Origin of the sequence: Pseudomonas sp. TR47, from assembly GCF_044143025.1 — a bacterium.
Classification (GTDB): Bacteria; Pseudomonadota; Gammaproteobacteria; order Pseudomonadales; family Pseudomonadaceae; genus Aquipseudomonas; species Aquipseudomonas putida_E.
On the sequence record NZ_JBHFCS010000013.1, the window covers coordinates 53230 to 78241 of the forward strand.

Consider the following 25012-nt stretch of genomic DNA (forward strand, 5'->3'; position numbering starts at 1 on the left):
ATGCGAGGCTGCCATGCCGCCAATGCCGGCCATTCTGTTGCTGCTCCTGATCCTGTGGAACACAACGGCCGGCGCCCTGACCCTGACAGACGAGGAAAAAACCTGGCTCGCTGCCCACCCGCAGTTGAAGCTGGGCGTCGACGCCTCCTGGCCACCGTTCGAATTTCGTGACCAGCAAGGCCGGTACCAGGGATTGGCCGCCGATTACATCGCCATGCTCCAGGACCGTCTGGGTGTGGCATTCAAGCCGGTCGAACCCAGCACCTGGACCGAGGTACTTGAACAGGCGCGCGAAAGCCGCATCGACCTTTTACCCGGCGTCATGTCAACCCCCGAACGCCAGGGCTTCCTGGCTTTCACACGCCCTTATCTGGATTTCCCCATCGTCATCCTGGCCCATGAAGGCGGCCAGCAACCCCGCACACTGAAGGACCTGTACGGCCTGAAAATCGCTGTGGTGGAGAATTACGCTCCACACGAACTGCTGCGTACCCACCATCCAGATCTCAACCTGGTCGCCATGCCTAATGTCAGCTCGACCTTGCAGGCACTGGCCACCGATGAGGTGGATGCTGTGGTCGGTGACCTCGCCTCGAGCATCTGGAGCCTGCGCCAGCTCAAGCTGGACGGCCTTTATGTCAGCGGCGAAACGCCCTATCGCTATCAGCTGGCCATGGCCGCACCGCGCGACAAGAAGGTCCTGGTCGGCATCCTCGACAAGGTCATGGCCGACATGTCGAGTGACGAGATCAGGCAGATCCAGCAACGCTGGGTCGGCAATGTGGTCGATCAACGCACGTTCTGGAATGACATGCTCATGTACGGCCTGCCCGGCGTCCTTTTGCTGATCGCCATCCTGGCCGTGGTGATCCGCATCAACCGCCGCCTCAGCTCGGAAATATCCAGGCGCATTGCCCTGGAACAGGAACTGCGCAGCAGCGAATACCACTACCGCGGGCTGATCGAAAGCCTCTCAGCCATCGCCTGGGAAGCTGACGCCAATGACTTCACCTATAGCTACGTCTCACCCCATGCCGAAGACCTGCTTGGCTACCCTTTGCATGAATGGCTCAAACCAGGTTTCTGGCGCAGCATCCTGCACCCGGAGGACGCACTCTGGGCCCAGGCCTACTGCGAAAGTGAAACAGCAGCCGGGCGCGACCACAGCCTCGATTACAGGGTGATGCGTGCCGATGGCCATTCACTCTGGGTGCGCAACATCGTCAGCATGATCGAGCATGGCCACCGGCCTGTGATGCGCGGGCTGATGATCGACATCAGCGAAACCAAGCGCACTGAAGACGCCCTGCGCCTGTCGGAGCAGAAGTTCGCTTCGGTATTCCAGCAATGCCCCGACATCCTGTTGATTGCGCGCCACAGTGATGGGTGCCTGCTGGAGGTCAACGAAGCTTTCGAGGAGCAGATCGGCCTGACCCCAGGTCAGGTGGTCGGCCGCACCGCTACAGAGCTGAACCTGTGGGGTGCGCAAGGTGCCGGGCCATTGCTGCTCGAGCGCCTGCACCAGGGAGGTATCCGCAACCTGGAAATGAGCTTCCGTCGCAGCAATGGCCAATTGTTCACGGGCCTGACCTCTGCCGAAACCTTCGAGCTGGATGGCACCCTGGCTTTCGTCGTGGCGGTTCGCGACATCAGCCAACTGAAAGAAACCCAGCAGCAACTGCAAACCTCCGAAGAGAAATTCGCCAAGGCCTTCCACGCGTCTCCGGACGGCCTGCTGCTGTCGCGCCAGAGCGATGGCCTGCTGATCGAGGTCAACGAGGGCTTCTGCCGGCTGACCGGCTATGACCTCGATCCTGCCCTGGACCAGACGTCTTTCGACCTGGGCATCTGGGTCGACCTCAACGAACGTAAACGCCTGATCGCTCAACTCTCCCACGATGGTTTTGTGCGCGATTTCAGCTGCCATATCCGCCGCAGCGACGGGCAGATACGCCTTTGCGAGCTGTCCGCACGGCCACTGCCGATTGCCGGCGTCGACTGCATGCTGACCATCGCCCGCGACATCACCGAGCGCCACCTGATGCAGGAAAAACTGCAACTGGCCGCCACCGTGTTCGAAAACACCGCCGAAGGCGTGCTGATCACCGATATCGACCAGCGCATCAGCGCGGTAAACCGTGCGTTCAGCGAAATCACCGGCTACAACGAGACCGAAGCCCTGGGCCAGACTCCGCGCCTGCTTGCCTCCGGTCAGCATGACAGCGCCTTTTACGCCGCCATGTGGCATCAGCTCACAGCCGAAGGCCATTGGCAGGGCGAGATTTACAACAAACGCAAAAATGGCGAACTTTACCCGGGCTGGCTGACCATCAGCGCGGTGCGCAATAGCGACCGCGAGATCACCCACTTTGTCGCCGTGTTTGCCGACATCTCCAGCCTCAAGCACGCTCAGGCCAAGCTCGACTACCAGGCTCACCACGACCCGCTCACCGGCCTGCCCAACCGCGCGCTGTTCGAAAACCGCCTGCAGGCCGCGCTCACCTGCCCGCAAGCCTCCAACCGCCAGGGCGCTGTGCTGTTCCTTGACCTTGATCGCTTCAAGCACATCAACGACAGCCTCGGCCATCCGGTCGGCGACCTGCTGCTCAAGGGCATCGCCCAGCGTCTCAAGGAGCAAGTGCGCGACGTCGACACCGTGGCGCGCCTGGGTGGCGACGAGTTCATCATCCTGCTGCCCGGCCTGCACAAACCCAGTGACGCCAGTGCCATCGCCAACAAACTGCTGTCCTGCTTCAGCGCCCCCTTCCAGGCCGGCGAACACGAGTTTTTCACCAGCGCGAGTATCGGCATCAGCCTCTATCCCCAGGACGGCACCGACGTCGCCACACTGATCCGCAACGCCGACGCCGCCATGTACCGCTCCAAGGCCAAAGGCCGCAACCGCGTCGAAGCCTACACCCGTGACCTCACAGCCCAGGCCAGCGAACGTATTGCCCTGGAGCACGAGCTGCGCCGCGCCATAGAACGCAACGAAATGAGCCTGTGCTACCAGCCCAAGTTCAGCCTCAAGACCCAGACCCTGGTTGGCGCCGAAGCGCTGATCCGCTGGAGCCACCCCAGCTTTGGCGAGGTGCCACCAGAGCACTTCATCCACCTCGCCGAAGAGAATGGCACCATCCTGCAGCTCGGCGACTGGGTGCTGGAGCAGGCCTGCCGGCAGATGCACCATTGGAAGAAGCACTACCAAGCCTTCGGCCCGCTGTCGATAAACCTCGCCGGGGCGCAGCTGCGCCACCATGGCCTGGCCAAGCGCATTGAGCAGTTGCTCAAGACCTACCAACTGAAGGCAGGCGACCTGCAGCTGGAAATTACCGAAAACTTCATCATGAGCCAGGCCGAAGAAGCCCTGGCCGTGCTGCACCAGCTAAAGCAGCTGGGTGTGCAATTGGCAATCGATGATTTCGGCACCGGTTACTCATCCCTGAGCTACCTCAAGCGCCTGCCACTGGACATCCTCAAGATCGACAAGTCGTTCATCCGCGGCTTGCCGGACGACCCGCACGATGCAGCCATCGCCCGCGCCATCATCGCGCTGGGGCGCAGCATGCAGTTGACCATCATTGCCGAAGGCGTGGAGAACCAGGCGCAGCAACGGTTCCTGGCCGCCGAAGGTTGTGAACAGATCCAGGGCTATATCGTCAGCCTGCCGCTGCCACCAGATGATTTTGCAGCGGCGTTTCTTCGCATAGCACTAACCGATCTTTCGGATGGCACGCTTTCGAAACCCTCGTTATAATCCGGGCACTTACTGAGGGCCTATAGCTCAGTTGGTTAGAGCAGAGGACTCATAATCCTTTGGTCCACGGTTCGAGTCCGTGTGGGCCCACCAAACTCAAAGCCGCGCATTGCGCGGCTTTTTCATGTCTGCAGGAAAACAGCTACACCGATCCTACGGCCCAAGGGTAAAGATCCCCAAGATCGGCGCTTGCCTGCTGAGGAAGAACGCCCCCCGCCGCTGACAACACCACCACAAATGAGGCTTGTATTCTGAGTTCCTGACACTAGTGGAGTTGGACAGGGAGCCGAATAGCCGGCATTATCGGCTCACCAAATGAGCCGAATAAGCTCGTTAATCGGCTCAAAAAAGAGCACCCCTCCATGAATGAACCGCTCTGGATCTGGCAGCAGCCCAACTGGGCGCACTTTAGCTGGCAAGCCGATGCACTTGCCCCGCTGCTGCGCGCTTGCGGCCAGGCTCAAGGCCGCTTGCTCGGGATGCTGGGAGCTGTAAGTAGTGACACGCAAGTGCAGAGCAGCCTGGATGCCCTACTGCAGAATATCGTCACTTCATCCGCCATCGAGTGTGAGCAGCTGAATGTCGGCTCGGTACGCTCGTCGCTGGCGCGGCGCCTGGGGCTGAACGAGGAAGGTCGCACCACCTCTCGATCCGAAGGCCTGGCGCAACTGCTGCTCGATGCCACCCGCGCCTATCAGCAGCCGCTCGTTCTGCAGCGGCTGTTCGCCTGGCATGCTTGGCTGTTCCCCAGCGATGACCACTTGATGGCCCGCCCGCTACGCGTCGGCATGCTGCGCGGCGAAGAGCCCATGCAGGTAGTTTCCGGTCGTCTCGAGCGCCCTACCGTACATTTCGAGGCCCCACCTCGCGCCGGGCTGGAAGCGCAACTGGACGACTTCTTTGCCTGGTTCCAGAGCAGCCGCAGCGATGCGAGCCTCGACCCATTCTTGCGTGCCGGCATTGCGCACTTCTGGTTCGTTACCCTGCACCCATTCGATGACGGCAATGGTCGTCTTACACGCGCCATCACCGACTTGGCTTTGGCTCAGGGCGAACAGCAGGCTATCCGCTTTTACGCCATGTCGGCTAGCATCCTCGACGATCGTGCCGGCTATTACCGCATCCTGGAGGCCAGCCAGAAGGGCACGCTGGATATCACCGCCTGGCTGCAATGGTTCCTCGCAACGCTGCTCAAGAGTCTGGAGCAAGCCCTTGCTCGTATAGACCGCGTGCTGGCCAAGGCGCGCTTCTGGCAGGCTCACCGCAACCAAGCCTTATCTGCCGAGCAGGTCAAAGTGCTTAACCGCCTGCTCGATGGCGGCGAGAGAGATTTCGAGAACGGCATCAGCGCCGCGCAATACCAGGCCGTGGCCAAGGTCTCGAAAGCCACCGCCACGCGCCACCTGAGCGATCTTGTCGAGAAGGGCTGCCTTGCCCGACTGCCCGGCGGCGGGCGCAGCACGCGCTACCAGCTACAGCACCCGGAAAACGCTCAAGGCTGACCTCGCAGCGACAAAACAGCGCAACGCGACACGATCCTGCCATTACGCCAGTTCGAGTCCGTGTGGACACCCGATACAAGAAAGCCGCGCGATTGCGCGGCTTTCTTCATTTTCAGGCTCTCAAGAATCCTGCCGTGGCTGTAGATTCCGCTGGCGCGGGTTGTAGAAGGTGCTATCGGGAGGAATGTCTCGGGTCACCAGAGACATGGCCCCAATGACCACGTTGTTGCCGATGCTGATGTGGTCAGCAACGATGCAGCTATTGGCACCGAGGCTGACGTTCTCGCCTATGCACAGCGAGTAATGGTCCAGGCCAAGGGTCTTGATCCCGACCGAGCAATTCTGCCGTATGAAAAAGTTACGCCCGATGCTTGCGTGGCGGGTGATCACCACGCCTGGCAGATGGGCGATACGAAGGCCGGGAGCTATTTGCGCGCCGATGTCGATATCCACGGCGTACTTGAGATTGAGTCGCTGCTGCATGCCGCGGGCGTACCGCCTGCTCAGGCCGCCGCGGGCATCAAGGTACTGCGCCAGGCGGTAGGCGAAAAGAAAGCGCAGCTTGTTGTCCTTGCGCGCACGTCGCAGCACGTTGAAGAACAGGCTGGTACGGCGCCCGGGCTTTTTCTTGTTGGAGACTTCCTGCCGCCAGCATTCCAGCAAAGTTTCGAAGTTCACACGGTGGGTCCACTAAAGTCTGCCAATCATCATGCCGCAATTAAGTCAGCCACGCAGCAGCACTTTGCCTTGCCCTGATTGGCGCTGCGTGGCTAGGCTAGCAAGCCCACTGTAGAGACTCGCCATGTCGAATCCCCGCCCAATCGCCCTCGATGAAATCGATCACCAACTGATCGCCCTGCTGCAGATCAATGCCCGCGAAAGCGTCGCCACCCTTGCCCGCCATCTGGGTATCGCTCGCACCACCGTCAACTCGCGCCTGGCGCGGCTGGAGAAGGGAAAAGTCATCACCGGGTATGGCGTGCGCCTGGGCCAGCGCCTGGTCGATGGCGGCCTGCAAGCCTATGTCGGGATCAAGGTGCAACCGCGCTCCGGCAAGGACGTGGTGCGGCGCCTGGCTGCCATGGGGCAAGTGCAGCAATTGTGCGCGGTCAGCGGCGAGTTCGATTACGTAGCGTGGCTGCGCAGCGATTCGCCAGAACAACTGGACCAGCTGCTGGACCAGATCGGCAGCGTCGAGGGCGTGGAGAAGACCACCACCTCGATCATCCTCAGCAGCAAAGTGGACCGCGGCCAGCCCGTCTAGATGACAGCGGTACAGTTGCAGAGCAAAAATCGTCACAAGTATTTATAGCCATGTCGTTATGACGAAAATAAAGCCAATACGACGGCGTTTTGCATCTTAATTACGAACCCCCCGCTCCCTAAAATGACCACCAGGCATCTCCTATACTCAGGCTCCGCCCCTGCGCAGCCGCTCTGGCAAGGTCACTGCAATGAACAAGAAAAACCGCCACCCGGCCGACGGCAAGAAACCCATCACCATCTTCGGCCCGGACTTCCCGTTCGGCTTCGACGACTGGCTGGAGCACCCGGCTGGGCTGGGCAGCATTCCGGCTGATCGCCACGGTGAGGAAGTCGCTATCGTCGGTGCCGGCATCGCAGGCCTGGTGGCGGCCTACGAGCTGATGAAGCTGGGGCTCAAGCCTGTGGTGTACGAGGCCTCGAAAATGGGTGGCCGACTGCGCTCGCAGGCCTTCAACGGCACCGACGGGGTCATCGCCGAGCTCGGCGGCATGCGCTTTCCGGTGTCCTCCACCGCCTTCTACCACTATGTGGACAAGCTGGGCCTGGAAACCAAGCCCTTCCCCAACCCGCTGACACCGGCATCCGGCAGCACGGTGATCGACCTGGAAGGCCAGACCTACTACGCCGAAAAAGTCAGCGATTTGCCCAAACTGTTCCACGAGGTAGCCGATGCCTGGGCCGACGCACTGGAAAGCGGCGCGCAGTTCGCCGATATCCAGCAGGCGATCCGCGATCGCGATGTTCCGCGCCTCAAAGCGCTGTGGAACAAGCTGGTACCGCTGTGGGACGACCGCACCTTCTACGACTTCGTCGCCACCTCGCGCTCGTTCGCCCAACTGAGCTTCCAGCACCGTGAGGTGTTCGGCCAGGTCGGCTTCGGCACAGGCGGCTGGGACTCGGACTTCCCCAACTCGATGCTGGAAATCTTCCGTGTGGTGATGACCAACTGCGACGACCACCAGCACCTGATCGTCGGCGGTGTGGAGCAGGTACCGCAGGGCATCTGGCGCCATGTACCGGAGCGCTGCGCCCACTGGCCCGAGGGCACCAGCCTGAGCGCGCTGCATGGCGGCGCACCACGCACCGGGGTAAAGCGCATCGCCCGCGCAGCCGACGGGCGCCTGGCCGTCACCGACAACTGGGGCGACACCCGCCACTACGGCGCCGTGCTCGCCACCTGCCAGAGCTGGCTGCTGACCACCCAGATCGACTGTGAAGAGTCACTGTTCTCGCAAAAGATGTGGATGGCCCTGGACCGTACCCGCTACATGCAGTCGTCGAAAACCTTCGTCATGGTCGACCGGCCGTTCTGGAAGGACAAAGACCCGCAAACCGGCCGCGACCTGATGAGCATGACCCTCACTGATCGGCTGACCCGCGGCACCTACCTGTTCGATAACGGCGACGACAAGCCCGGCGTGATCTGCCTGTCCTACGCCTGGATGAGCGACGCCCTGAAGATGCTCCCGCACCCAGTGGAGAAACGCGTGCAACTGGCCCTGGATGCACTGAAGAAGATCTACCCCAAGACCGATATCGCCGGGCATATCATCGGCGACCCGATCACCATTTCCTGGGAGGCCGACCCGCACTTCCTCGGTGCCTTCAAGGGCGCACTGCCTGGCCATTATCGCTACAACCAACGGATGTACGCGCACTTCATGCAGCAGGACATGCCAATGGAGCAGCGCGGGATGTTCATTGCCGGCGATGACGTGTCGTGGACCCCGGCCTGGGTCGAGGGGGCAGTGCAGACTTCGCTGAATGCGGTGTGGGGTATCATGAACCACTTCGGTGGCCAGACCCATCCGGACAATCCAGGCCCAGGCGACGTGTTCGACGAGATCGGGCCGATCGCCCTGGCAGACTGAGACAAGGAGGCAGCATGCGCATCGCTCTGTTCCAGGGCACGCCCAACCCGCTGGACGTGCCCGGCAACCTGCAACGGCTGCGCCACCAGGCGCAGTTGGCGGCCGAGCGCGGCGCGCAGTTGCTGGTGTGTCCGGAGATGTTCCTGAGCGGCTATAACATCGGGTTGGCACAGGTAGAACGCCTGGCAGAGGCCGATGATGGCCCGTCGGCCATGGAGGTGGTGGAGATCGCCCAGGCGCATCGCATCGCCATCGTATACGGCTACCCCGAGCGCACTGACGATGGCGCGATCTACAACAGCGTGCAACTGATCGACGCCCATGGCCGCAGCCTGTGCAATTACCGCAAGACGCACCTGTTCGGTGAGCTGGACCGCGCCATGTTCAGCCCCGGTGCCGACCACTTTCCGGTGGTCGAGCTGGAGGGCTGGAAGGTGGGGCTGCTGATCTGCTACGACATCGAGTTTCCGGAGAATGCCCGGCGCTTGGCGCTGGATGGCGCTGAGCTGATCCTGGTGCCGACCGCAAACATGACCCCGTATGATTTTGTCTGCCAGGTGACCGTGCGCTCCCGGGCCCAGGAAAACCAGTGCTACCTGGTGTATGCCAACTATTGCGGGGCCGAGGGCGAGATCCAGTACTGCGGCCAGAGCAGCATCATCGGGCCGGATGGCAGCCTGCTGGCCATGGCCGGTCGGGATGAGTGCCAGCTGCTGGCACAACTGGAACATGAACAGGTGGTGCAGGGGCGCAAAGCGTTTCCTTACCTCGCAGATCTGCGCCAGGAATTGCATCTGCGGCGAGGCTGAGAACAGCCTCTGTCGGCGGTCAGGCCAACTAATTTGTTAGCATGAGTGCTTACCCCGGAGCCCCCATGCCTGATGCCACTCGCCACCTCGTATTAGCCAACGGCCTGCAGCTCACCCTGCGCCATGCCCCGCGGCTCAAGCGCTCGGCTGCTGCGCTGAGGGTCCACGCGGGCAGCCACGATGCCCCGGCAAAATGGCCTGGGCTCGCGCACTTTCTCGAGCATCTGTTCTTCCTCGGCACTCCTCGATTCGCCTTGGATGACGGCCTGATGCGCTACGTCCAGACCCTCGGCGGGCAGGTCAACGCCAGCACCCGCGAACGCACCACCGATTTCTTCTTTGAAGTCCCGCCCGCAGCCTTGGCCGGCGGGCTGGAGCGCCTTTGCCAGATGCTCGCCGAACCCGACCTGGGTAGCGAACGCCAGCGCCGCGAGCGTGAAGTGATCCATGCCGAATTCATCGCCTGGTCGCGCAACCCTAAGGCCCAGAAGGATTTTGCCCTGCTGCAATCAGTGTCGGCTGGCCATCCGCTAGGCGGTTTTCATGCTGGCAACCGGTATACCCTGGCGTTGCAGGATCCCGCCTTTCAGCGGGCCCTCACAGATTTCCATCAACGCTACTACCACGGTGGCCAGATCACCTTGAGCCTGTGTGGGCCGCAACCGCTGGATGAGCTCGAACAGCTTGGCAGGCACTACGCTGGTTTGTTTGCCTTCGGCGAACGCACGCCACAAACACCACCACCTGCCCTGTCGAACACGAACACAGCCCTGGTATTCACCCATGAAAACCTGCCCCCTGGTGGCGAACGAGCATTGGAGTTGCTGATTGCCGGTTTGAGCGACAGCAGGCCGGGCACCTGGCTGGATGCACTGCGCCAACGTAGCTGGCTGCAATCTTTCAAGGCTGAAATGCTGTATGCCTTCGCCGGGCAGATGCTCTGGCACATCGAGCTCGAACTCAGCGCAGACGCCTGTGCAGAGGAAGTACACGCCCTGCTGCACGGATGGTTCGGCTTTATCCGGCAATCCGGCCCGGCGCACCTGAACGCCGAATTCGGCCTTCTGCAACAGAGCCGCGAACGCAACGCCAGCCCCCTCGAGTTGGCCCGCCGTGACAGCGCAGGCCAGCCATTGGCGGCACTTGATGCACAAGCACTCTGCGCACTTCAGGCACTGCTCGAAGGCCTGCCATCGCGCAAGCATGGGCAATGGCAGCTGCCAGCACCCGAGCCTTTGCTGTTTACCGGCTTGCCCCCAACGCAGGCGCCTCAATTGCCTGCAGCGCTGACGGTCAGTGAGCAACTGCCGGCGGCACGCCAACACGGGGCAGTTCACCTGCGCTGGCAAGTGCCTTCGGCCCTGCGCCAGGGCTTGCACGCCGTGCTCGAACGCGCCCTGCAGCCGCTACAGGCGCGATGCGAGCGTGCCGCGTTGCAACTGCAGTTCAGTGCCGCAGGCGAAAATTGGCAGCTGCGTTGCATTGGCCTGCCCGCAGCGGTCACGAGGGCCGTCGAACTCGCGATGGCGTGCTTGCGTTCGCCCGCTGACTGGGAGCCTGCGACACAACAGCCCCCCTTGCTGATCCCGATCAGGGCCCTGCTCAACCAACTGCCAGATGCACTCACCGGCGCAGTGCCAACGCCCGAAGCAACCCGCGCGCTCAATCAACAGGCACTCGACGATGCATGGCAGCACAGCCGATGGCATGGCCTGGCTGTGGGGTTCGACGCAACCGCCCTGCAAGCCCTGAGCGCAGCATTGCAAGGCTGCCCCGGGCAGTTTGGCATGCCGGTACCGCCGCCCGACTGGCAGGGCCGCCGCTGGCATCACGCCAAGGTGCCGGGCAGCGAACCCGCACTGTTGCTTTTTTGCCCCGTGCCTGACCATCAGCAAGCCTGCGGCCGGCTTCTCGCCCAGTTGCTGCAAGGGCCCGTGTACCAAAGGCTACGGGTGGAATTGCAGCTGGGTTACGCGGTATTCAGTACCTTTCGTCAGGTCGAGGGCATCGGTGGGCTGCTGTTCGGCGTGCAATCGCCCCGTGCCACCCACGCCGAGATCCTCGGTCACCTGCTCACCCTCCTGCGCCAAGGTGTATGTCTCGACGCTGCTGCACGGCAAAGGTTGGCGGCGCAGTTCGACGAGCCAGCCATGGCCAACGCGGAGCTTGCAGATTGGGCATGGCAGACACACTTGGCTACACTACCCGGCGATCTGCCCGCGTTACGCGTGGCTATCCTGAAGACGCAACAGGCGCATCTGGACGATTTGCTGGGCCGCTTGCTCGCAGCCGATTCACCCTTGCTCTGCCTGGCCAATGGGCCTGCGCCAGCGGGGGCCTGGCACTGATCCGGGGTCAATTGTTACGTATACCGCAAGGGCGCTTTTCGAAGAATTAACCTTTCGGTACAAGATTTTCTTGTAAGATAACGCTATCTCAGCCGCCGGAACCTTCGGCGCGAGGCGACGCCAAACAAATAGCTGAACCCTCTACCCTAACCCGGAAGGAGCAAAACCATGTGGACCAAACCTGCATACACTGACCTGCGTATCGGCTTCGAAGTGACCATGTACTTCGCAAGCCGCTAAGCACTGCCTGCGTTTCAACGCCTCGGCCAGCCGGGGCGTTGTCGTTTTTTCGGCTACGGTTCTTCGCACAGTTCGGATAGAGAGCAACCATGTACATCCAGATTCTCGGTTCCGCCGCCGGCGGTGGCTTCCCGCAGTGGAACTGCAACTGCGCCAACTGCAAGGGCTATCGCGATGGCAGCCTGCGCGCCACGGCACGCACCCAGTCGTCGATAGCCCTGTCCGACGACGGTGTGCACTGGATCCTGTGCAACGCCTCACCCGACATCCGTGCACAACTGCAGGCCTTCGCGCCAATGCAGCCGGCCCGTGCCCTGCGCGACACTGGCATCAACGCCATCGTCCTGCTCGACAGCCAGATCGACCACACCACCGGCCTGCTCAGCCTGCGCGAAGGCTGCCCGCATCAGGTCTGGTGCACCGACATGGTCCATCAGGACCTGACCACCGGCTTCCCGCTGTTCAACATGCTCAGCCACTGGAACGGTGGCCTGCAGTGGAACCGCATCGAGCTCGAGGGCAGCTTTGTCATCCCGGCCTGCCCCAACCTCAGGTTCACTCCGTTCCCGCTGCGCAGCGCCGCACCGCCTTACTCCCCGCACCGCTTCGACCCACATCCGGGCGACAACCTGGGGCTGCTGGTGGAAGACACCCGCACCGGCGGCAAGCTGTTCTACGCGCCCGGCCTGGGCCAGGTCGACGACAAGCTGCTGGCAATGATGCACGGCGCTGACTGCCTGCTGGTCGACGGCACGCTGTGGGAGGATGATGAAATGCAGCGCCGCGGCGTCGGCACCCGCACTGGCCGCGAAATGGGTCACCTGGCGCAGAACGGCCCCGGCGGCATGCTCGAGGTGCTGGACGGTTTCCCACGCCAGCGCAAGGTACTTATCCACATCAACAACACCAACCCGATTCTGGACGAAGACTCCCCCGAACGCGCCGAGGTCCAGCGCCGCGGTGTGGAAGTCGCCTTCGACGGCATGAGCATCGAGTTGTAAGGAGGCCCGATGAGCGAGGCACTGCCACTGTCGCCTGCCGAATTCGAGCAGGCCCTGCGCGCCAAGGGCGCCTACTACCACATTCATCACCCCTATCACGTGGCGATGTACGAAGGGCGCGCTACCCGCGAACAGATCCAGGGCTGGGTAGCCAACCGCTTCTACTACCAGGTGAACATCCCGATGAAGGATGCCGCGATCCTGGCCAACTGCCCGGACCGCGAAGTGCGCCGCGAGTGGATCCAGCGCCTGCTCGATCACGACGGAGCCCCGGGCGAAGACGGTGGTATCGAAGCCTGGCTGCGCCTGGGCCAGGCCGTGGGGCTCGACCCGGACCAGCTGCGTTCCCAAGAGCTGGTGCTGCCAGGTGTGCGCTTCGCCGTCGATGCCTACGTGAACTTCGCCCGCCGTGCCAGCTGGCAGGAAGCGGCCAGCAGCTCGCTGACCGAACTGTTCGCCCCACAGATCCACCAGTCGCGCCTGGACAGCTGGCCGCAACACTACCCGTGGATCGATCCTGCCGGCTACGAGTACTTCCGCACCCGCCTGGGCCAGGCCCGGCGCGATGTCGAGCACGGCCTGACGATCACCTTGCAGCACTACACCACCCGGGCGGGCCAGGAGCGTATGCTGGAAATCCTGCAGTTCAAGCTGGATATCCTCTGGAGCATGCTCGACGCCATGAGCATGGCCTACGAGCTGCACCGCCCGCCGTATCACACCGTCACCCAGCAACGGGTATGGCACAAGGGGATTGCCCTATGAGTTTCGACCGCAAGCAAGTGCCGAACTGGCGCCCCGGTTACCGGTTCCAGTACGAACCGGCGCAGAAAGGCCACGTGCTGCTCTACCCTGAGGGCATGATCAAGCTCAACGACAGCGCCTCCCTCATAGGCGGCCTGATCGACGGCAAACGTGATGTGAACGCGATCATCACCGAGCTCGAACAGCAATTCCCTGGTGTGCCCGAAGTCGCTGATGACATCGAGCAATTCATGGAGGTGGCCCGTGGCGAACACTGGATCACACTCGCCTGAGGTACCGGTCGGCCTGCCGCTGTGGCTGCTGGCCGAACTGACCTATCGCTGCCCGCTGCAGTGCCCGTACTGCTCCAACCCCCTCGACTTCGCCGAACAGGGCAAGGAGCTGTCGACCGCGCAGTGGTTCAAGGTGATGGCCGAGGCCCGTGAAATGGGTGCCGCGCAGATCGGCTTTTCCGGCGGTGAGCCGCTGGTGCGCCAGGACCTCGCCGAGCTGATCGGCGAAGCGCGCCGGTTGGGTTACTACACCAACCTGATCACCTCCGGCATCGGCCTGACCGAGGCACGTATCGCCAACTTCAAGGAAGCCGGCCTGGACCACATCCAGATCAGTTTCCAGGCCAGCGACGAGCAGGTGAACAACCTGCTGGCGGGGTCGAAAAAGGCCTTCGCACAGAAGCTGGAGATGGCCCGGGCAGTGAAAGCCCATGGCTATCCGATGGTGCTCAACTTCGTCACCCACCGGCACAACATCGACAAGATCGACCGCATCATCGAGCTGTGCGTAGCGCTTGAAGCCGACTTCGTCGAACTTGCAACCTGCCAGTTCTATGGCTGGGCGCACCTCAACCGCCTGGGCCTGCTGCCGACCCGTGAGCAGCTTGAGCGCGCTGAACGCATCACCAACGAGTACCGTGCAAAGCTCAAGGCCGAAGGCAACCCGTGCAAGCTGATCTTCGTCACGCCGGACTACTACGAAGAGCGCCCCAAGGCTTGCATGAATGGCTGGGGCAGCCTGTTTTTGACCATCACGCCGGACGGCACTGCCCTGCCTTGCCATGGCGCACGTCAGCTGCCGGTGCAGTTCCCGAATGTCCGCGATCACGACCTCAAGCACATCTGGTACGACTCGTTCGGCTTCAACCGTTTCCGTGGTTATGACTGGATGCCCGAGCCCTGCCGCTCGTGCGACGAGAAAGAAAAGGACTTCGGCGGCTGCCGCTGCCAGGCCTTCATGCTCACCGGCGATGCCAGCAACGCCGACCCGGTGTGCGCCAAGTCGAGCGACCACCGCATCATCCTCAAGGCCCGCGAGGAGGCAGAAACGGCCGACCTCGCCATTGAACAGATGACCTTCCGTAATGAGCGCAACTCACGTGTCATTGCCCGCGGGTGAATTCAGTGCCGCGCAGGCCGTCGCCGCCGGCACCGATTTCGCCGAACTCAAAGCCAGCCCCCAAGGCCTGTTCTGGAATGAATTTCGCCCGGCCGACGGTGCTTGCCGCATCTGGTGCTGGCGTGACCAGCAGGCACGCTGCCTCACGCCTGACGGCTTCAGCGTGCGCAGCCGGGTCTATGAATACGGTGGAGGCAGTTTCTGCCTGAGCGATGACGCAGTGCTGTTCGTCAACGAGAAGGACCAGCAGGTCTATCACCAGGGACTTGATGGCGCGCCACCGCATGCGTTGACCCAGAATGCCCAATGCCGTTACGGCGACCTGCAATGGCACGACGGCCAAGTGCTGGCGGTCGAGGAGTGCCATGGCGAGAGTGTGGAACATCGCCTGGTGGCATTGGGTGAGGCCGCCGTTGAAGTGCTCGCCGCAGGCGCTGATTTCTATGCATCCCCCACGATCAGCGCCGATGGCACACGCCTGGCCTGGATCGAATGGGACCGGCCGGCGCAGCCATGGACAGTCACACGGCTGATGTGTCGCGAACGGCAAAGTGACGGTAGCTGGGGCGCGCCGCGCTGCATCGCGGCGAATGACGAGTCCCTTCAGCAACCTCGCTTCGACGCGCAAGGGCGCTTGTACTGCCTGTCCGACCGTAATGGTTTCTGGCAGCCCTGGGGCGAGTTGGACGGGCTATGGCAAGCCTTGCCCGCCGAGCCTGCAGACCACGCTGCCGCACCCTGGCAACTGGGCAACAGCACCTGGCTGGCAATCGGACCACAAAGCTACCTGGCCAGCTGGTTCGAAGGTGGCGTCGGGCAACTCGGGCTACGCACCGTCGACGGCCAGATGGAGCGTTTCGCCAGTGCCTATAGCCGTTTTCGTAGCCTGGCCATCGACGCCGGGCATCTCTACGCAATCGCTGCCTCGCCGATCAGCCCGCCAGCCGTCATTGCCATTGACCGGGCAAGCCACGAAGTACGGGTTCTGGCAGGCGGCGCCGAGTTACTGCCAGCCGATTGCATCAGCCTGCCGCAATCCATCCTCTACGACAGTGGCGGCGAGGTTGCCCATGGTTTCTTTTACCCTGCAGCCGGCGCCAAAGGGCCTTCCCCGCTGGTGGTGTTCATCCATGGTGGGCCAACCTCAGCCTGCTATCCGGTGCTGGACCCACGGGTTCAGTACTGGACCCAGCGTGGCTTCGCCGTTGCCGACCTGAACTATCGGGGCAGTACTGGTTATGGTCGCGAATATCGCCAGGCCCTGCACTTGCGCTGGGGCCAGAGCGATGTACAGGATGCCTGCGCGGCGGTCGAACACCTGGCCGAACGCGATTTGATCGACCCCCGCAAAGCCTTCATACGTGGTGGCAGTGCCGGCGGTTATACCACCCTGTGCGCCCTGGCGTTCCATGACGTATTCCGTGCCGGTGCCAGCCTCTACGGGGTAAGTGACCCGGTTGCGCTGGGCCGCGCCACGCACAAGTTCGAAGGCGATTACCTCGACTGGCTGATCGGTGACCCGCAACAGGATGCCGAGCGCTATCGCCAACGCACCCCACTGTTGCATGCCGACCAGATCAACGTACCGGTGATTTTCTTTCAGGGTGAACTGGATGCTGTGGTGGTGCCGGAGCAGACGCGCTCGATGCTTGAGGCGTTGAAGGCCAATGGCATCGAGGCCGAGGGGCACTTCTACGCGGGCGAACGGCATGGCTTTCGAAAGGCCGAAAACCTTGCACATGCCCTCGAGGAGGAATGGAAGTTCTATTGTCGGGTGCTGGCCCAGTGAAACCTGGGGCCGCCCTGCGGCCCCAGCAGATTCAGCGCTTGGCGATGATGTACACCGCATGCACGATACCCGGAATGTACCCCAGCAAGGTCAGCAGGATATTCAGCCAGAACGCCCCGCCGAACCCGACCTGCAGAAACACACCCAGCGGCGGCAGGATGATGGCGATGATGATGCGAATGATGTCCATGCAAGTTTCTCCTCAAAGGGTCTAAACAGAGACTAGCTGGGCATCGCAGAGGTTCCACCGGTGCATGCCGTGGTTTTTTTGCAGCGCTCAGGCACCTTGCCAAGGGCCTGCCCCCCACAAAAAAAACGCCCCGGGCCAAATGAATCAGGCCAGGGGCGATGCGCAGAAACGCCAGACGGTTCGTAGAATTCGTATCAGGCCGAAACTTCACGGCGGGCATGCTGCTGCGCGTGCAGGCGGGCGAAGGCCCGGGCCAGGCGCAGGAGCATTTCATCGATGTTGCCTTTGCTCACCGTCAACGCCGGTGTAAAACGCACCACATCGGCCTGCGGGGCATTCAAAAGCAGGCCCTCGTGCAAGGCCGCCTGCACCAGGTCCTTGGCCAGGTGTTCCTGTAGCTGAAGCGCCCAGAGCAGGCCTTGGCCGCGTACTTCGCCCTGGCCATAGCGGCCGGCCAGGCGGCTCAGGCCATCGCGCAGATGGCGGCCACTGTCCTGGACATGCTCGAAAAAGCCCGGCTCCAGTACGGTATCCAGTACCGCAAGGCCTGCAGCGCACATCAGCGCATTACCATGGTGGCTGCCCTCCAGCTCGCCGGGGGCCGCGCAGCAAGCGGTACCACGAGCAAGCAAGGCCGCCAGCGGCACGCCGGCTCCCAGGCCTTTGCCCAAGGTAATGATGTCAGCGCGCACCCCGTAGGTTTCCTCGGCCAGCAATGCTCCGCAGCGGCCAATGCCGGTCTGCACCTCGTCAAGGATCAGCAGGATGCCCAGCTCACGGCATAACCGCTCGACGCCTTTGAGGTATTCCCTTGTCGCGGGAATCACGCCTGCCTCGCCCTGGACCGGCTCGAGCATGATTGCCACAGTTCGCGAGTCGACTTCTGCATGCAGCGCCGCCAGGTCGTTGAATGGCACTTTGCTGAAGCCCGGCAGGCCGGGTTCACAGCGGTTGCACGGCAGCGGATCGGACGCCGACAGGGCCCCCAGGCTGCGGCCATGGCAGCCCTGGCTGGCAGTGATGATGTGATAGGCGCCATTGCGGTGTAGTTGGCCCCATTTGCGCGCCAGCTTGATCGCCCCCTCGCAGGCCTCGGCGCCACTGTTGAGCAGGTACGCCTGATCGCTACCGGTGCTCTGGCACAAGCGGTTGGCCAGCGTCAGCAAACCACGGCTATGGAAACCGGCCCCCGGGTTGATCAACGCCTGGGCCTGATTGCCAAGCGCCTTGACCAATACGCTGGGGCTGTGGCCCAGGCTATTTACCGCGCCGCCCTGGGTAAAATCCAGGTAGGCATGCCCTTCGTTATCCCACAACCAGGAACCCTGGCCACGCACGAACACTTGTGGCGCACGTTCGGCGCCGGGCATCAGGCGCTCGCGGGACAACGCCGATGCGTCTGGCACGCTTACCGGCGCACGCTTGGGCACGACAGCCGCGGCGGGGGCCGATCGGCGCAGGTTGAACAGGTTCATCGGGGGCTCCGGCCAGTCACGGCAAAGGGCAACGTCCGGTCTTGGCGCCGGCGCTTGATAATTTTGCCTTTCCTATCAAAAGTGTTTCTCAAACGGGGTAACAATGCGCGAATTGATCGCTGTAACCCGCTGGAATACGGCGATAGACTAGGCCTCGGCGGCGCTTGCGGCCATTCCGTTTTTTCAGCTTTTTCGATAAGTAATACTTATGGATTTTCGCCAACTGCGTTATTTCGTCGCGGTGTATGAAGAAGGCCATGTCGGCCGCGCTGCTGAACGCCTGTCACTGTCTCAGCCGGCCCTCTCGCAGCAGATCCGCCAGCTTGAGCACAGCCTTGACCTGAGCCTGTTCGAGCGCAGCAACAAGCGCCTGCTGCCGACCTTGGCGGCCCACACCCTGTACAACCACGCCCTGCCTCTGCTCGATGGGCTGCAGCGCGCCCACGAAGCGATGCGCAACTTCAAAGGCCAGTCCTTGCGCACGCTGGCCATCGGCGTACTACAGACGGTTCGGCCGAGCCTGGTGCCGCAGTTGCTTGAGCGGTTGCGCAAGGCCCAACCGCATCTTGTGGTACAGATCTATGAGCTGTCGGGGCTGGAAATCGAACGACGCCTGCTCAACGGCAACCTGGATATCGGTATCAGCTACCTGCCGCCACGCCAACCTGGGCTACACGGCTTGCTACTGTACGAAGATGAACTGCAGCTGGTGATCCCTGATACCCATCCGTTGAAGGACTTCAAGAAAGTCTCTATCAGACAAGCTGCAGAACTGCCGATGCTGATGCTTGGCGAGGAATTCCAGATCCGCCAGATCTGGAAGCAACAGTTGGCCAGCCTGGGGCGCAGGCCGCAGGTTCAGGCGGAGATGAACAACATGGGCGGCATTCTCGACAGCCTGGCCCACACCGCACTGGCCACTATCCTGCCTGGCCGCGCCAAGGAGGCTGCCGACGATGACCAAGGGTTGCTGTGGAAACCACTGAGCGAGCCGCGGGTGCCGTTGAAGGTTGGCCTGGTGTTTCGCGATGCCCAGCGCCAGCAGGCATCGGTCGAGTTGCTGCGCACGCTGCTCGAGGAAGAAGCCGACGCACGGCAACTGGGGGCTTCACCGCTGGATGTGCTTGGCTGAAATACACGCGCGCAAAGAAAACCCCGCCGAAGCGGGGTTTTCCCAGACTTTTTCCCTGTGACATCCCTATCGCCCCACCGTCCTGGCAGGAAATCCTTCGTTTGTCCCTGTTCTGTCCTTTGCGCTTCCTGCGCAACGTCCATGTAGCAAGATTAGCCGTGGATCCAATCTGACACCAGTGGCGAAAAGTCACCGCGTGATGTAGGAAAATGCTTACAAACAACGTTCATCAACAAACGTCGGGCGTATATCCCAGTCGTCAGAACTGCTCGGCATCCAGCAAGTACAACGACTCGCTCCCCGCCTTGACCGAAGCCACCAGCGAATCCACCCGCGGCAGCAGCCTGGCGAAGTAGAACCGCGCCGTCCCCAGCTTGGCCGAGTAGAACGCCTCATCGCCCTCGCCCGCCTTGGCCGCCCGCGCCATCAACGCCCACATGTAGGCATAGGCGACATAGCCAAAGGCATGCAGGTACTCGACCGACGCAGCACCAATCTCATTCGGGTTGCCCTTGGCCTGCTCCAGTACCCACTCGGTAAGGCCGTCGAGTTGATCGAGGTAGGCACCCAGCGGCTTGGCGAACTCATCCAGGTCGCCACCCGCGCTGGCAATGAACTGGCGAATCTCCTCAGAGAACAGCTTGTAGTAGGCACCACCACTGGCCACCACCTTGCGACCCATCAGGTCCAGGGCCTGAATACCGTTGGTGCCTTCATAGATCTGGGTAATGCGCACATCGCGTACCAGTTGCTCCTGGCCCCACTCGCGAATGTAGCCATGGCCACCGAACACCTGCTGGCCATGCACCGCACACTCCAGGCCCAGGTCGGTGAGGAACGCCTTTGCTACCGGCGTCAACAGCGCCACCAGCTCTTCACTGCGTTTGCGCGTACCCGGCTCTTCGCTGTACTTGGCGCTGTCCAGCTGCATTGCCACGTACGTGGAGAAGGCGCGGCCACCTTCGATCAGCGCTTTCATGGTCAACAGCATGCGGCGCACATCCGGGTGGACGATGATCGGGTCGGCCGCCTTTTCCTTGGCCTGCGGGCCGGTGGGCGCACGGCTCTGCAAACGGTCGCGGGCATACTCGACGGCATTCTGGTAGGAGCGTTCGGCCGTGGCCAACCCCTGAATGCCCACCCCCAGGCGCTCGTAGTTCATCATGGTGAACATCGCCGCCAGGCCCTTGTTCGGCTCGCCAACGATGTAACCTACAGCTTCATCGAAGTTCATCACGCACGTTGCCGAAGCCTGGATACCCATTTTGTGCTCGATCGAGCCACAGGTCGCCGGGTTACGTGCCCCAAGGCTGCCGTCATCGTTGACCAGGAACTTGGGCACCAGGAACAGCGAGATGCCCTTTGGCCCGGCCGGTGCGTCCGGCAGCTTGGCCAGCACCAGGTGGATGATGTTTTCGGTCAGGTCGTGTTCGCCGCCAGTGATGAAAATCTTGGTGCCGCTGACCTTGTAGCTGCCATCGGCCTGGGGCTCGGCCTTGGTACGGATGATGCCAAGGTCGGTACCGGCATGCGGCTCGGTCAGGCACATGGAACCTGCCCACACGCCGGAATACATGTTCGGCAGGTACTTTTCCCTGAGCGCTTCGCTGGCGTGGGCGTTGATCGACAGGCAGGCACCCGCAGTCAGCATCGGGTACAGGCCGAACGCCAGGCTCGACGCGTTGACCATTTCTTCAACCTGGGCCGAAATCGCCTTGGGCATGCCCATGCCACCGTACTGGGGATCGCCGCCCACACCCACCCAGCCGCCCTCGGCGTAAGTGTTGTAGGCTTCGATGAAGCCAGCCGGGGTGCTTACCGCACCGTTTTCCCAGTGACAGCCCTCTTCGTCAGCCGCTCGGCTGAGCGGGGCGATGGACTTGCTGGTGACCTTGCCTGCTTCTTCCAGCACGGCAAGTGCGGTTTGCGCATCGACCGTTTCGGCCAGCTCAGGCAATTGCGCCCACAGCTCTGCCACGTTGAAGACTTCATTCAGAACGAAGCGCATGTCGCGCAGCGGCGCTTTATATTCAGCCATGACAACCTCTCGCTGGTGGGGTCGGGGCGGTCTTGAAGGACCGCAGCACGGGGTTGAATCCAGTGTAACCGAACAACTTTTGCGAGACATAGGGTCATCACGCGACCATATAGTCAATTATGGTCACGCAGTGCGAACGGCTCCGCGCCGTGATTGTTGGCCGTAAACCATGACACAGTTACGGCCGGCACCTTTGGCGCTGTAAAGCGCCTGGTCGGCTGACTTGAGCACTTCTTCGGGGTTGCGGTGTTCGATAAGGCGCTCAGCGACGCCGATACTGATGGTCACCGATACCGTGCCAGCACCACTGCCGCTGCGGCGCTGGCGCCCGGCGGAATCGTCCTGTGGCCGGTTGTTCTGGTCACGCAGTTGCATCGTGTAGTTGGCGATCATCTCGCGCACGGCTTCCACATGCGGCACGCATTCCTCGGCGGTCTTGCCGGCGAAGACCAAGGCAAACTCCTCGCCACCGTAGCGGTAGGCGCGCCCACCACCGGTGACCTTCGACAGCCGGCTGGCGACCAGGCGCAATACCTGGTCACCGACATCGTGGCCATGGGTGTCGTTGAATTTCTTGAAGTGATCGACGTCGGTCATGGCAATCACGTAGTTGCGCCCCAGGCGCTGCATGCGTTCGTTCAACGCGCGCCGCCCAGGCAGGCCGGTCAGTTCGTCACGGAAGGCCATCTGGTAGGCCTCGTGAGAGACCGCCGCAGCGATCATCAGCATTACCTGGCTGCACATGATGTTCAGCGTGAACGGCAGGATGAACGTCTTGGGCAGCATCCAGAAGATACCGATCAGCCCGATGATCTGGGCTGCATGCAAGGGCCTTGGCTCACGCAGGTACTGCACCACCAGCAGCATGAAGACACCGATGAACAACGGGTAGACCATCTGGATCAGGCTCATCCACTGCCCATGCAGCGACGGCCAACGGATTTCCGCCAACCAGCCCAGCAGTGCCTGGGGAAAACTTTGCTCCAGTGCCACTGCCACGCTACCCACAGCGAACAGCACCGCAAACCGGGCAAGCAGGTCCTGGGCCAGGTGGGTGCGCTCCTGCCAGGCGCCAAATAGCCCGAACAATGCAGGCAGCAGCAGGCACACCAGATGGAAAATCACCGCTGCGTCCTCGCGCACACGCCCATGGTCACGGTAGTAGTCGGTCTGGGTATCGAGCAGAAAGTAGGCGATGTACACCGTGACCATCAAGAACAGCTCGCGCTGGCGACGGTAGACCGCGCAGTAGGCGCCGCCCAGCAGCAGGACCAAGGTGGGCAGGACGTTGAACAGTGATGTGAAGAAGACGCTGAGGTCTCTCACGTATGCCGCCGCAAGCCCTGCCAGCAAGAGGAACAGCGAAGGCAGGAAGTGGCTTGCGCGTACAGCGTTTAAACGAAACAAGGGTAATCTCCGACCCGGCAGATCAATAATGGCATTGTGCCTTTACTTCATCGGCAGCGCACATGAATAGATGAATGCACGGGGGGTTAACGGCAGCAGGGGCGGAGGGCTTGAGCTTTTCTTGTAACCGGATCTTGGGGCGTAGCGGCCCCAAAAATACGAAAACCCGCCTGCCGGTGAAGGCAAGCGGGTTTCAGTGACGCCTTGCGGCTTAGTAGGACAGGCCGAAGTGCTCTTCGTCCATCGCCATCAGGTTGCTGGCACCGGACAGCATGGTCGCCACGTGCGTGCGGGTGCGCGGCAGGATACGCTGGAAGTAGAAGCGCGCCGTCTGCAGCTTGGCGGTGTAGAAGGCTTCTTCCGAAGTGCCGGCAGCCAGCTTCTCGGCAGCCAGGCGTGCCATGTCGGCCCAGAAGTACGCCAGGCACGCATAACCGGAGTACATCAGGTAATCCACCGATGCAGCGCCTACTTCTTCGCGGTCCTTCATGGCGGCCATGCCCACTTTCATGGTCAGTTCGCCCCATTCCTTGTTGATCGCAGCCAGCGGCTCGACGAACTCCCTGACCGCCTCATTGCCTTCCTGCGCCTGGCAGAACTTGTGCACGATCTTGGTGAAGCCCTTGAGCGCTTCGCCCTGGGTCATCAGCACTTTGCGGCCCAGCAGGTCGAGGGCCTGAATGCCGGTAGTGCCCTCGTACAACATGGAGATACGGCTGTCGCGCACGTTCTGCTCCATGCCCCACTCGGCGATGAAGCCGTGGCCGCCGTAGATCTGCACGCCGTGGTTGGCCGCCTCGAAGCCGACTTCGGTCATGAAGGCCTTGGCGATCGGGGTCAGGAAGGCCAGCAGGGCGTCGGCCTTCTTGCGCTCTTCCTCGTCCTGGCTGTATTTGACGATGTCCACCTGCTTGGCGGTGAAGTAGACCATGGCGCGGTTGCCTTCGGCGAAGGCCTTCATGGTCAGCAGCATGCGGCGAACGTCCGGGTGCACGATGATCGGGTCAGCAGCCTTGTCAGGCGCTTTGGGGCCGGTCAGCGAACGCATCTGCAGGCGGTCACGGGCGTACTTCAGGCCACCCTGGAAGGCCACCTCGGCATGTGCCAGGCCCTGCAACGCGGTGCCCAGGCGGGCGGTGTTCATGAACGTGAACATGCAGTTCAGGCCCTTGTTGGCTGGGCCGATCAGGTAGCCGGTGGCGCTGTCGAAGTTCATCACGCAGGTAGCGTTGCCGTGGATGCCCATCTTGTGCTCGAGCGAGCCGCAGCTCACGCCGTTGCGCTCACCCACGCCGCCTTCGGCGTTGGGCAGGAACTTCGGCACGATGAACAGCGAGATACCTTTGGTGCCGGCCGGGGCATCCGGCAGGCGGGCCAGCACGATGTGGACGATGTTATCGGCCATGTCGTGTTCGCCGGCAGAAATGAAGATCTTGGTGCCGGAAATGCGGTAGGAGCCGTCAGCTTGCGGCTCGGCCTTGGTGCGCAGCATGCCCAGGTCGGTGCCGCAGTGCGGTTCGGTCAGGCACATGGTGCCTGTCCATTCGCCCGATACCAGTTTGGTCAGGTAGGTTTCCTGCTGCTCTACAGTACCGTGCGCAGAAATGGTGTTCATCGCACCATGGGACAGGCCCGGGTACATGCCCCACGACCAGTTCGACTCACCCACCATCTCGCTCAACGCCAGGCCCAGCGACTCTGGCAGGCCCTGGCCGCCATGGGCGACATCATGGGCAAGGCTTGGCCAGCCGCCTTCGACGAACTGCTCGTAGGCCTGCTTGAAACCGGTCGGGGTCTTCACACCGGACTCGCTCCAGGTGCAGCCTTCCAGGTCACCGACACGGTTCAGCGGGGCCAGCACCTGCTCACAGAATTTCGCGCCTTCTTCGAGGATCGCGTCGACCATGTCGGGCGTTGCGTCCTGGCAACCCGGCAGGCTCTGATAGTGCGCCTCATAGCCAAGCAGCTCGTCGCGAACGAAGCGAATATCACGCAAGGGGGCTTTGTAATCAGGCATTGCGATGAACCTC

The 25012-nt window shown here is 62.2% G+C and carries 19 protein-coding genes and 1 tRNA gene; 14 read left to right on the forward strand and 6 right to left on the reverse strand.

The window, feature by feature from the left end; translation table 11 throughout:
- Positions 1–13: 13 nt before the first annotated feature.
- From ACEWE8_RS15225 to ACEWE8_RS15235, 3 genes are all read left to right on the forward strand, one after another.
- Positions 14–3757 carry an EAL domain-containing protein gene (locus ACEWE8_RS15225; protein ID WP_046787565.1) on the forward strand — a complete coding sequence of 1248 codons (3744 nt, stop codon included), beginning with the start codon at positions 14–16 and terminating at the stop codon, positions 3755–3757.
- A gap of 16 nt (positions 3758–3773) precedes the next feature.
- Positions 3774–3850 (forward strand) — tRNA-Ile (locus tag ACEWE8_RS15230).
- A gap of 269 nt (positions 3851–4119) precedes the next feature.
- Positions 4120–5259: a Fic family protein gene (locus ACEWE8_RS15235; RefSeq protein WP_046787564.1), complete on the forward strand. Its 1140-nt coding sequence runs from the start codon at positions 4120–4122 to the stop codon at positions 5257–5259.
- Positions 5260–5379: 120 nt separating this feature from the next.
- On the opposite strand, the gene ACEWE8_RS15240 is transcribed toward ACEWE8_RS15235, so the two are convergent.
- Positions 5380–5937 (reverse strand): serine acetyltransferase, encoded by a 558-nt coding sequence (locus ACEWE8_RS15240; protein ID WP_046787563.1) that lies wholly within the window; start codon positions 5935–5937, stop codon positions 5380–5382.
- Positions 5938–6061: 124 nt separating this feature from the next.
- Here ACEWE8_RS15240 and ACEWE8_RS15245 point away from each other — a divergent pair, with 124 nt between their 5' ends.
- The 10 genes from ACEWE8_RS15245 to ACEWE8_RS15290 all read left to right on the forward strand — a co-directional run bounded on the left by ACEWE8_RS15245 (position 6062) and on the right by ACEWE8_RS15290 (position 16740).
- Positions 6062–6523, forward strand: coding sequence for an Lrp/AsnC family transcriptional regulator (locus tag ACEWE8_RS15245; RefSeq protein ID WP_046787562.1), 462 nt, complete (start codon positions 6062–6064; stop codon positions 6521–6523).
- Between the two features lie 190 nt (positions 6524–6713).
- A complete protein-coding gene (locus ACEWE8_RS15250) occupies positions 6714–8396 on the forward strand; it encodes an NAD(P)/FAD-dependent oxidoreductase (RefSeq protein ID WP_012316579.1) in 1683 nt (560 codons plus the stop codon).
- Positions 8397–8410: 14 nt separating this feature from the next.
- Entirely contained in the window at positions 8411–9205 is a 795-nt protein-coding gene (locus tag ACEWE8_RS15255; protein ID WP_046787561.1) for a carbon-nitrogen hydrolase family protein, read from the forward strand.
- 65 nt (positions 9206–9270) lie between these two features.
- A complete protein-coding gene (pqqF, locus tag ACEWE8_RS15260; RefSeq protein WP_046787560.1) occupies positions 9271–11553 on the forward strand; it encodes a pyrroloquinoline quinone biosynthesis protein PqqF in 2283 nt (760 codons plus the stop codon).
- 168 nt (positions 11554–11721) lie between these two features.
- On the forward strand, positions 11722–11793 hold the full coding sequence (pqqA, locus tag ACEWE8_RS15265; RefSeq protein WP_008365141.1) for a pyrroloquinoline quinone precursor peptide PqqA: 72 nt from the start codon (positions 11722–11724) through the stop codon (positions 11791–11793).
- Between the two features lie 89 nt (positions 11794–11882).
- Positions 11883–12794, forward strand: coding sequence for a pyrroloquinoline quinone biosynthesis protein PqqB (gene pqqB, locus ACEWE8_RS15270; RefSeq protein ID WP_046787559.1), 912 nt, complete (start codon positions 11883–11885; stop codon positions 12792–12794).
- A gap of 9 nt (positions 12795–12803) precedes the next feature.
- The gene (gene pqqC / locus ACEWE8_RS15275; protein ID WP_046787558.1) at positions 12804–13559 is read left to right on the forward strand and encodes a pyrroloquinoline-quinone synthase PqqC; all 756 of its coding nucleotides are present in this window, start codon (positions 12804–12806) and stop codon (positions 13557–13559) included.
- Positions 13556–13831: a pyrroloquinoline quinone biosynthesis peptide chaperone PqqD gene (pqqD, locus tag ACEWE8_RS15280; RefSeq protein ID WP_012316584.1), complete on the forward strand. Its 276-nt coding sequence runs from the start codon at positions 13556–13558 to the stop codon at positions 13829–13831. Before pqqC ends, pqqD begins: the two co-directional genes overlap by 4 nt.
- Positions 13803–14951: a pyrroloquinoline quinone biosynthesis protein PqqE gene (gene pqqE, locus ACEWE8_RS15285; RefSeq protein WP_046787557.1), complete on the forward strand. Its 1149-nt coding sequence runs from the start codon at positions 13803–13805 to the stop codon at positions 14949–14951. The genes pqqD and pqqE overlap by 29 nt, the downstream gene beginning before the upstream one ends.
- Positions 14917–16740, forward strand: coding sequence for a S9 family peptidase (locus ACEWE8_RS15290; protein ID WP_046787556.1), 1824 nt, complete (start codon positions 14917–14919; stop codon positions 16738–16740). Before pqqE ends, ACEWE8_RS15290 begins: the two co-directional genes overlap by 35 nt.
- Positions 16741–16771: 31 nt before the next feature.
- Here the strand turns inward: ACEWE8_RS15290 and ACEWE8_RS15295 are convergent, their stop codons facing one another.
- Together ACEWE8_RS15295 and ACEWE8_RS15300 are read right to left on the reverse strand one after the other, a co-directional pair.
- A complete protein-coding gene (locus tag ACEWE8_RS15295) occupies positions 16772–16930 on the reverse strand; it encodes a YqaE/Pmp3 family membrane protein (RefSeq protein WP_012316587.1) in 159 nt (52 codons plus the stop codon).
- Positions 16931–17124: 194 nt separating this feature from the next.
- Positions 17125–18405: an aspartate aminotransferase family protein gene (locus ACEWE8_RS15300; protein WP_046787555.1), complete on the reverse strand. Its 1281-nt coding sequence runs from the start codon at positions 18403–18405 to the stop codon at positions 17125–17127.
- 208 nt (positions 18406–18613) lie between these two features.
- Between ACEWE8_RS15300 and ACEWE8_RS15305 the strand changes: the two genes are divergently transcribed.
- On the forward strand, positions 18614–19537 hold the full coding sequence (locus ACEWE8_RS15305; RefSeq protein WP_046787554.1) for a LysR family transcriptional regulator: 924 nt from the start codon (positions 18614–18616) through the stop codon (positions 19535–19537).
- A 259-nt stretch (positions 19538–19796) separates the two neighbouring features.
- Here ACEWE8_RS15305 and ACEWE8_RS15310 read toward each other — a convergent pair whose 3' ends face one another.
- The 3 genes from ACEWE8_RS15310 to ACEWE8_RS15320 form a co-directional block, all read right to left on the reverse strand.
- Positions 19797–21575: an acyl-CoA dehydrogenase C-terminal domain-containing protein gene (locus ACEWE8_RS15310; RefSeq protein ID WP_046787553.1), complete on the reverse strand. Its 1779-nt coding sequence runs from the start codon at positions 21573–21575 to the stop codon at positions 19797–19799.
- Positions 21576–21698: 123 nt separating this feature from the next.
- On the reverse strand, positions 21699–22982 hold the full coding sequence (locus tag ACEWE8_RS15315; protein ID WP_046787552.1) for a GGDEF domain-containing protein: 1284 nt from the start codon (positions 22980–22982) through the stop codon (positions 21699–21701).
- A gap of 211 nt (positions 22983–23193) precedes the next feature.
- Entirely contained in the window at positions 23194–24999 is a 1806-nt protein-coding gene (locus ACEWE8_RS15320; protein WP_046787551.1) for a phenylacyl-CoA dehydrogenase, read from the reverse strand.
- Positions 25000–25012: the final 13 nt, after the last annotated feature.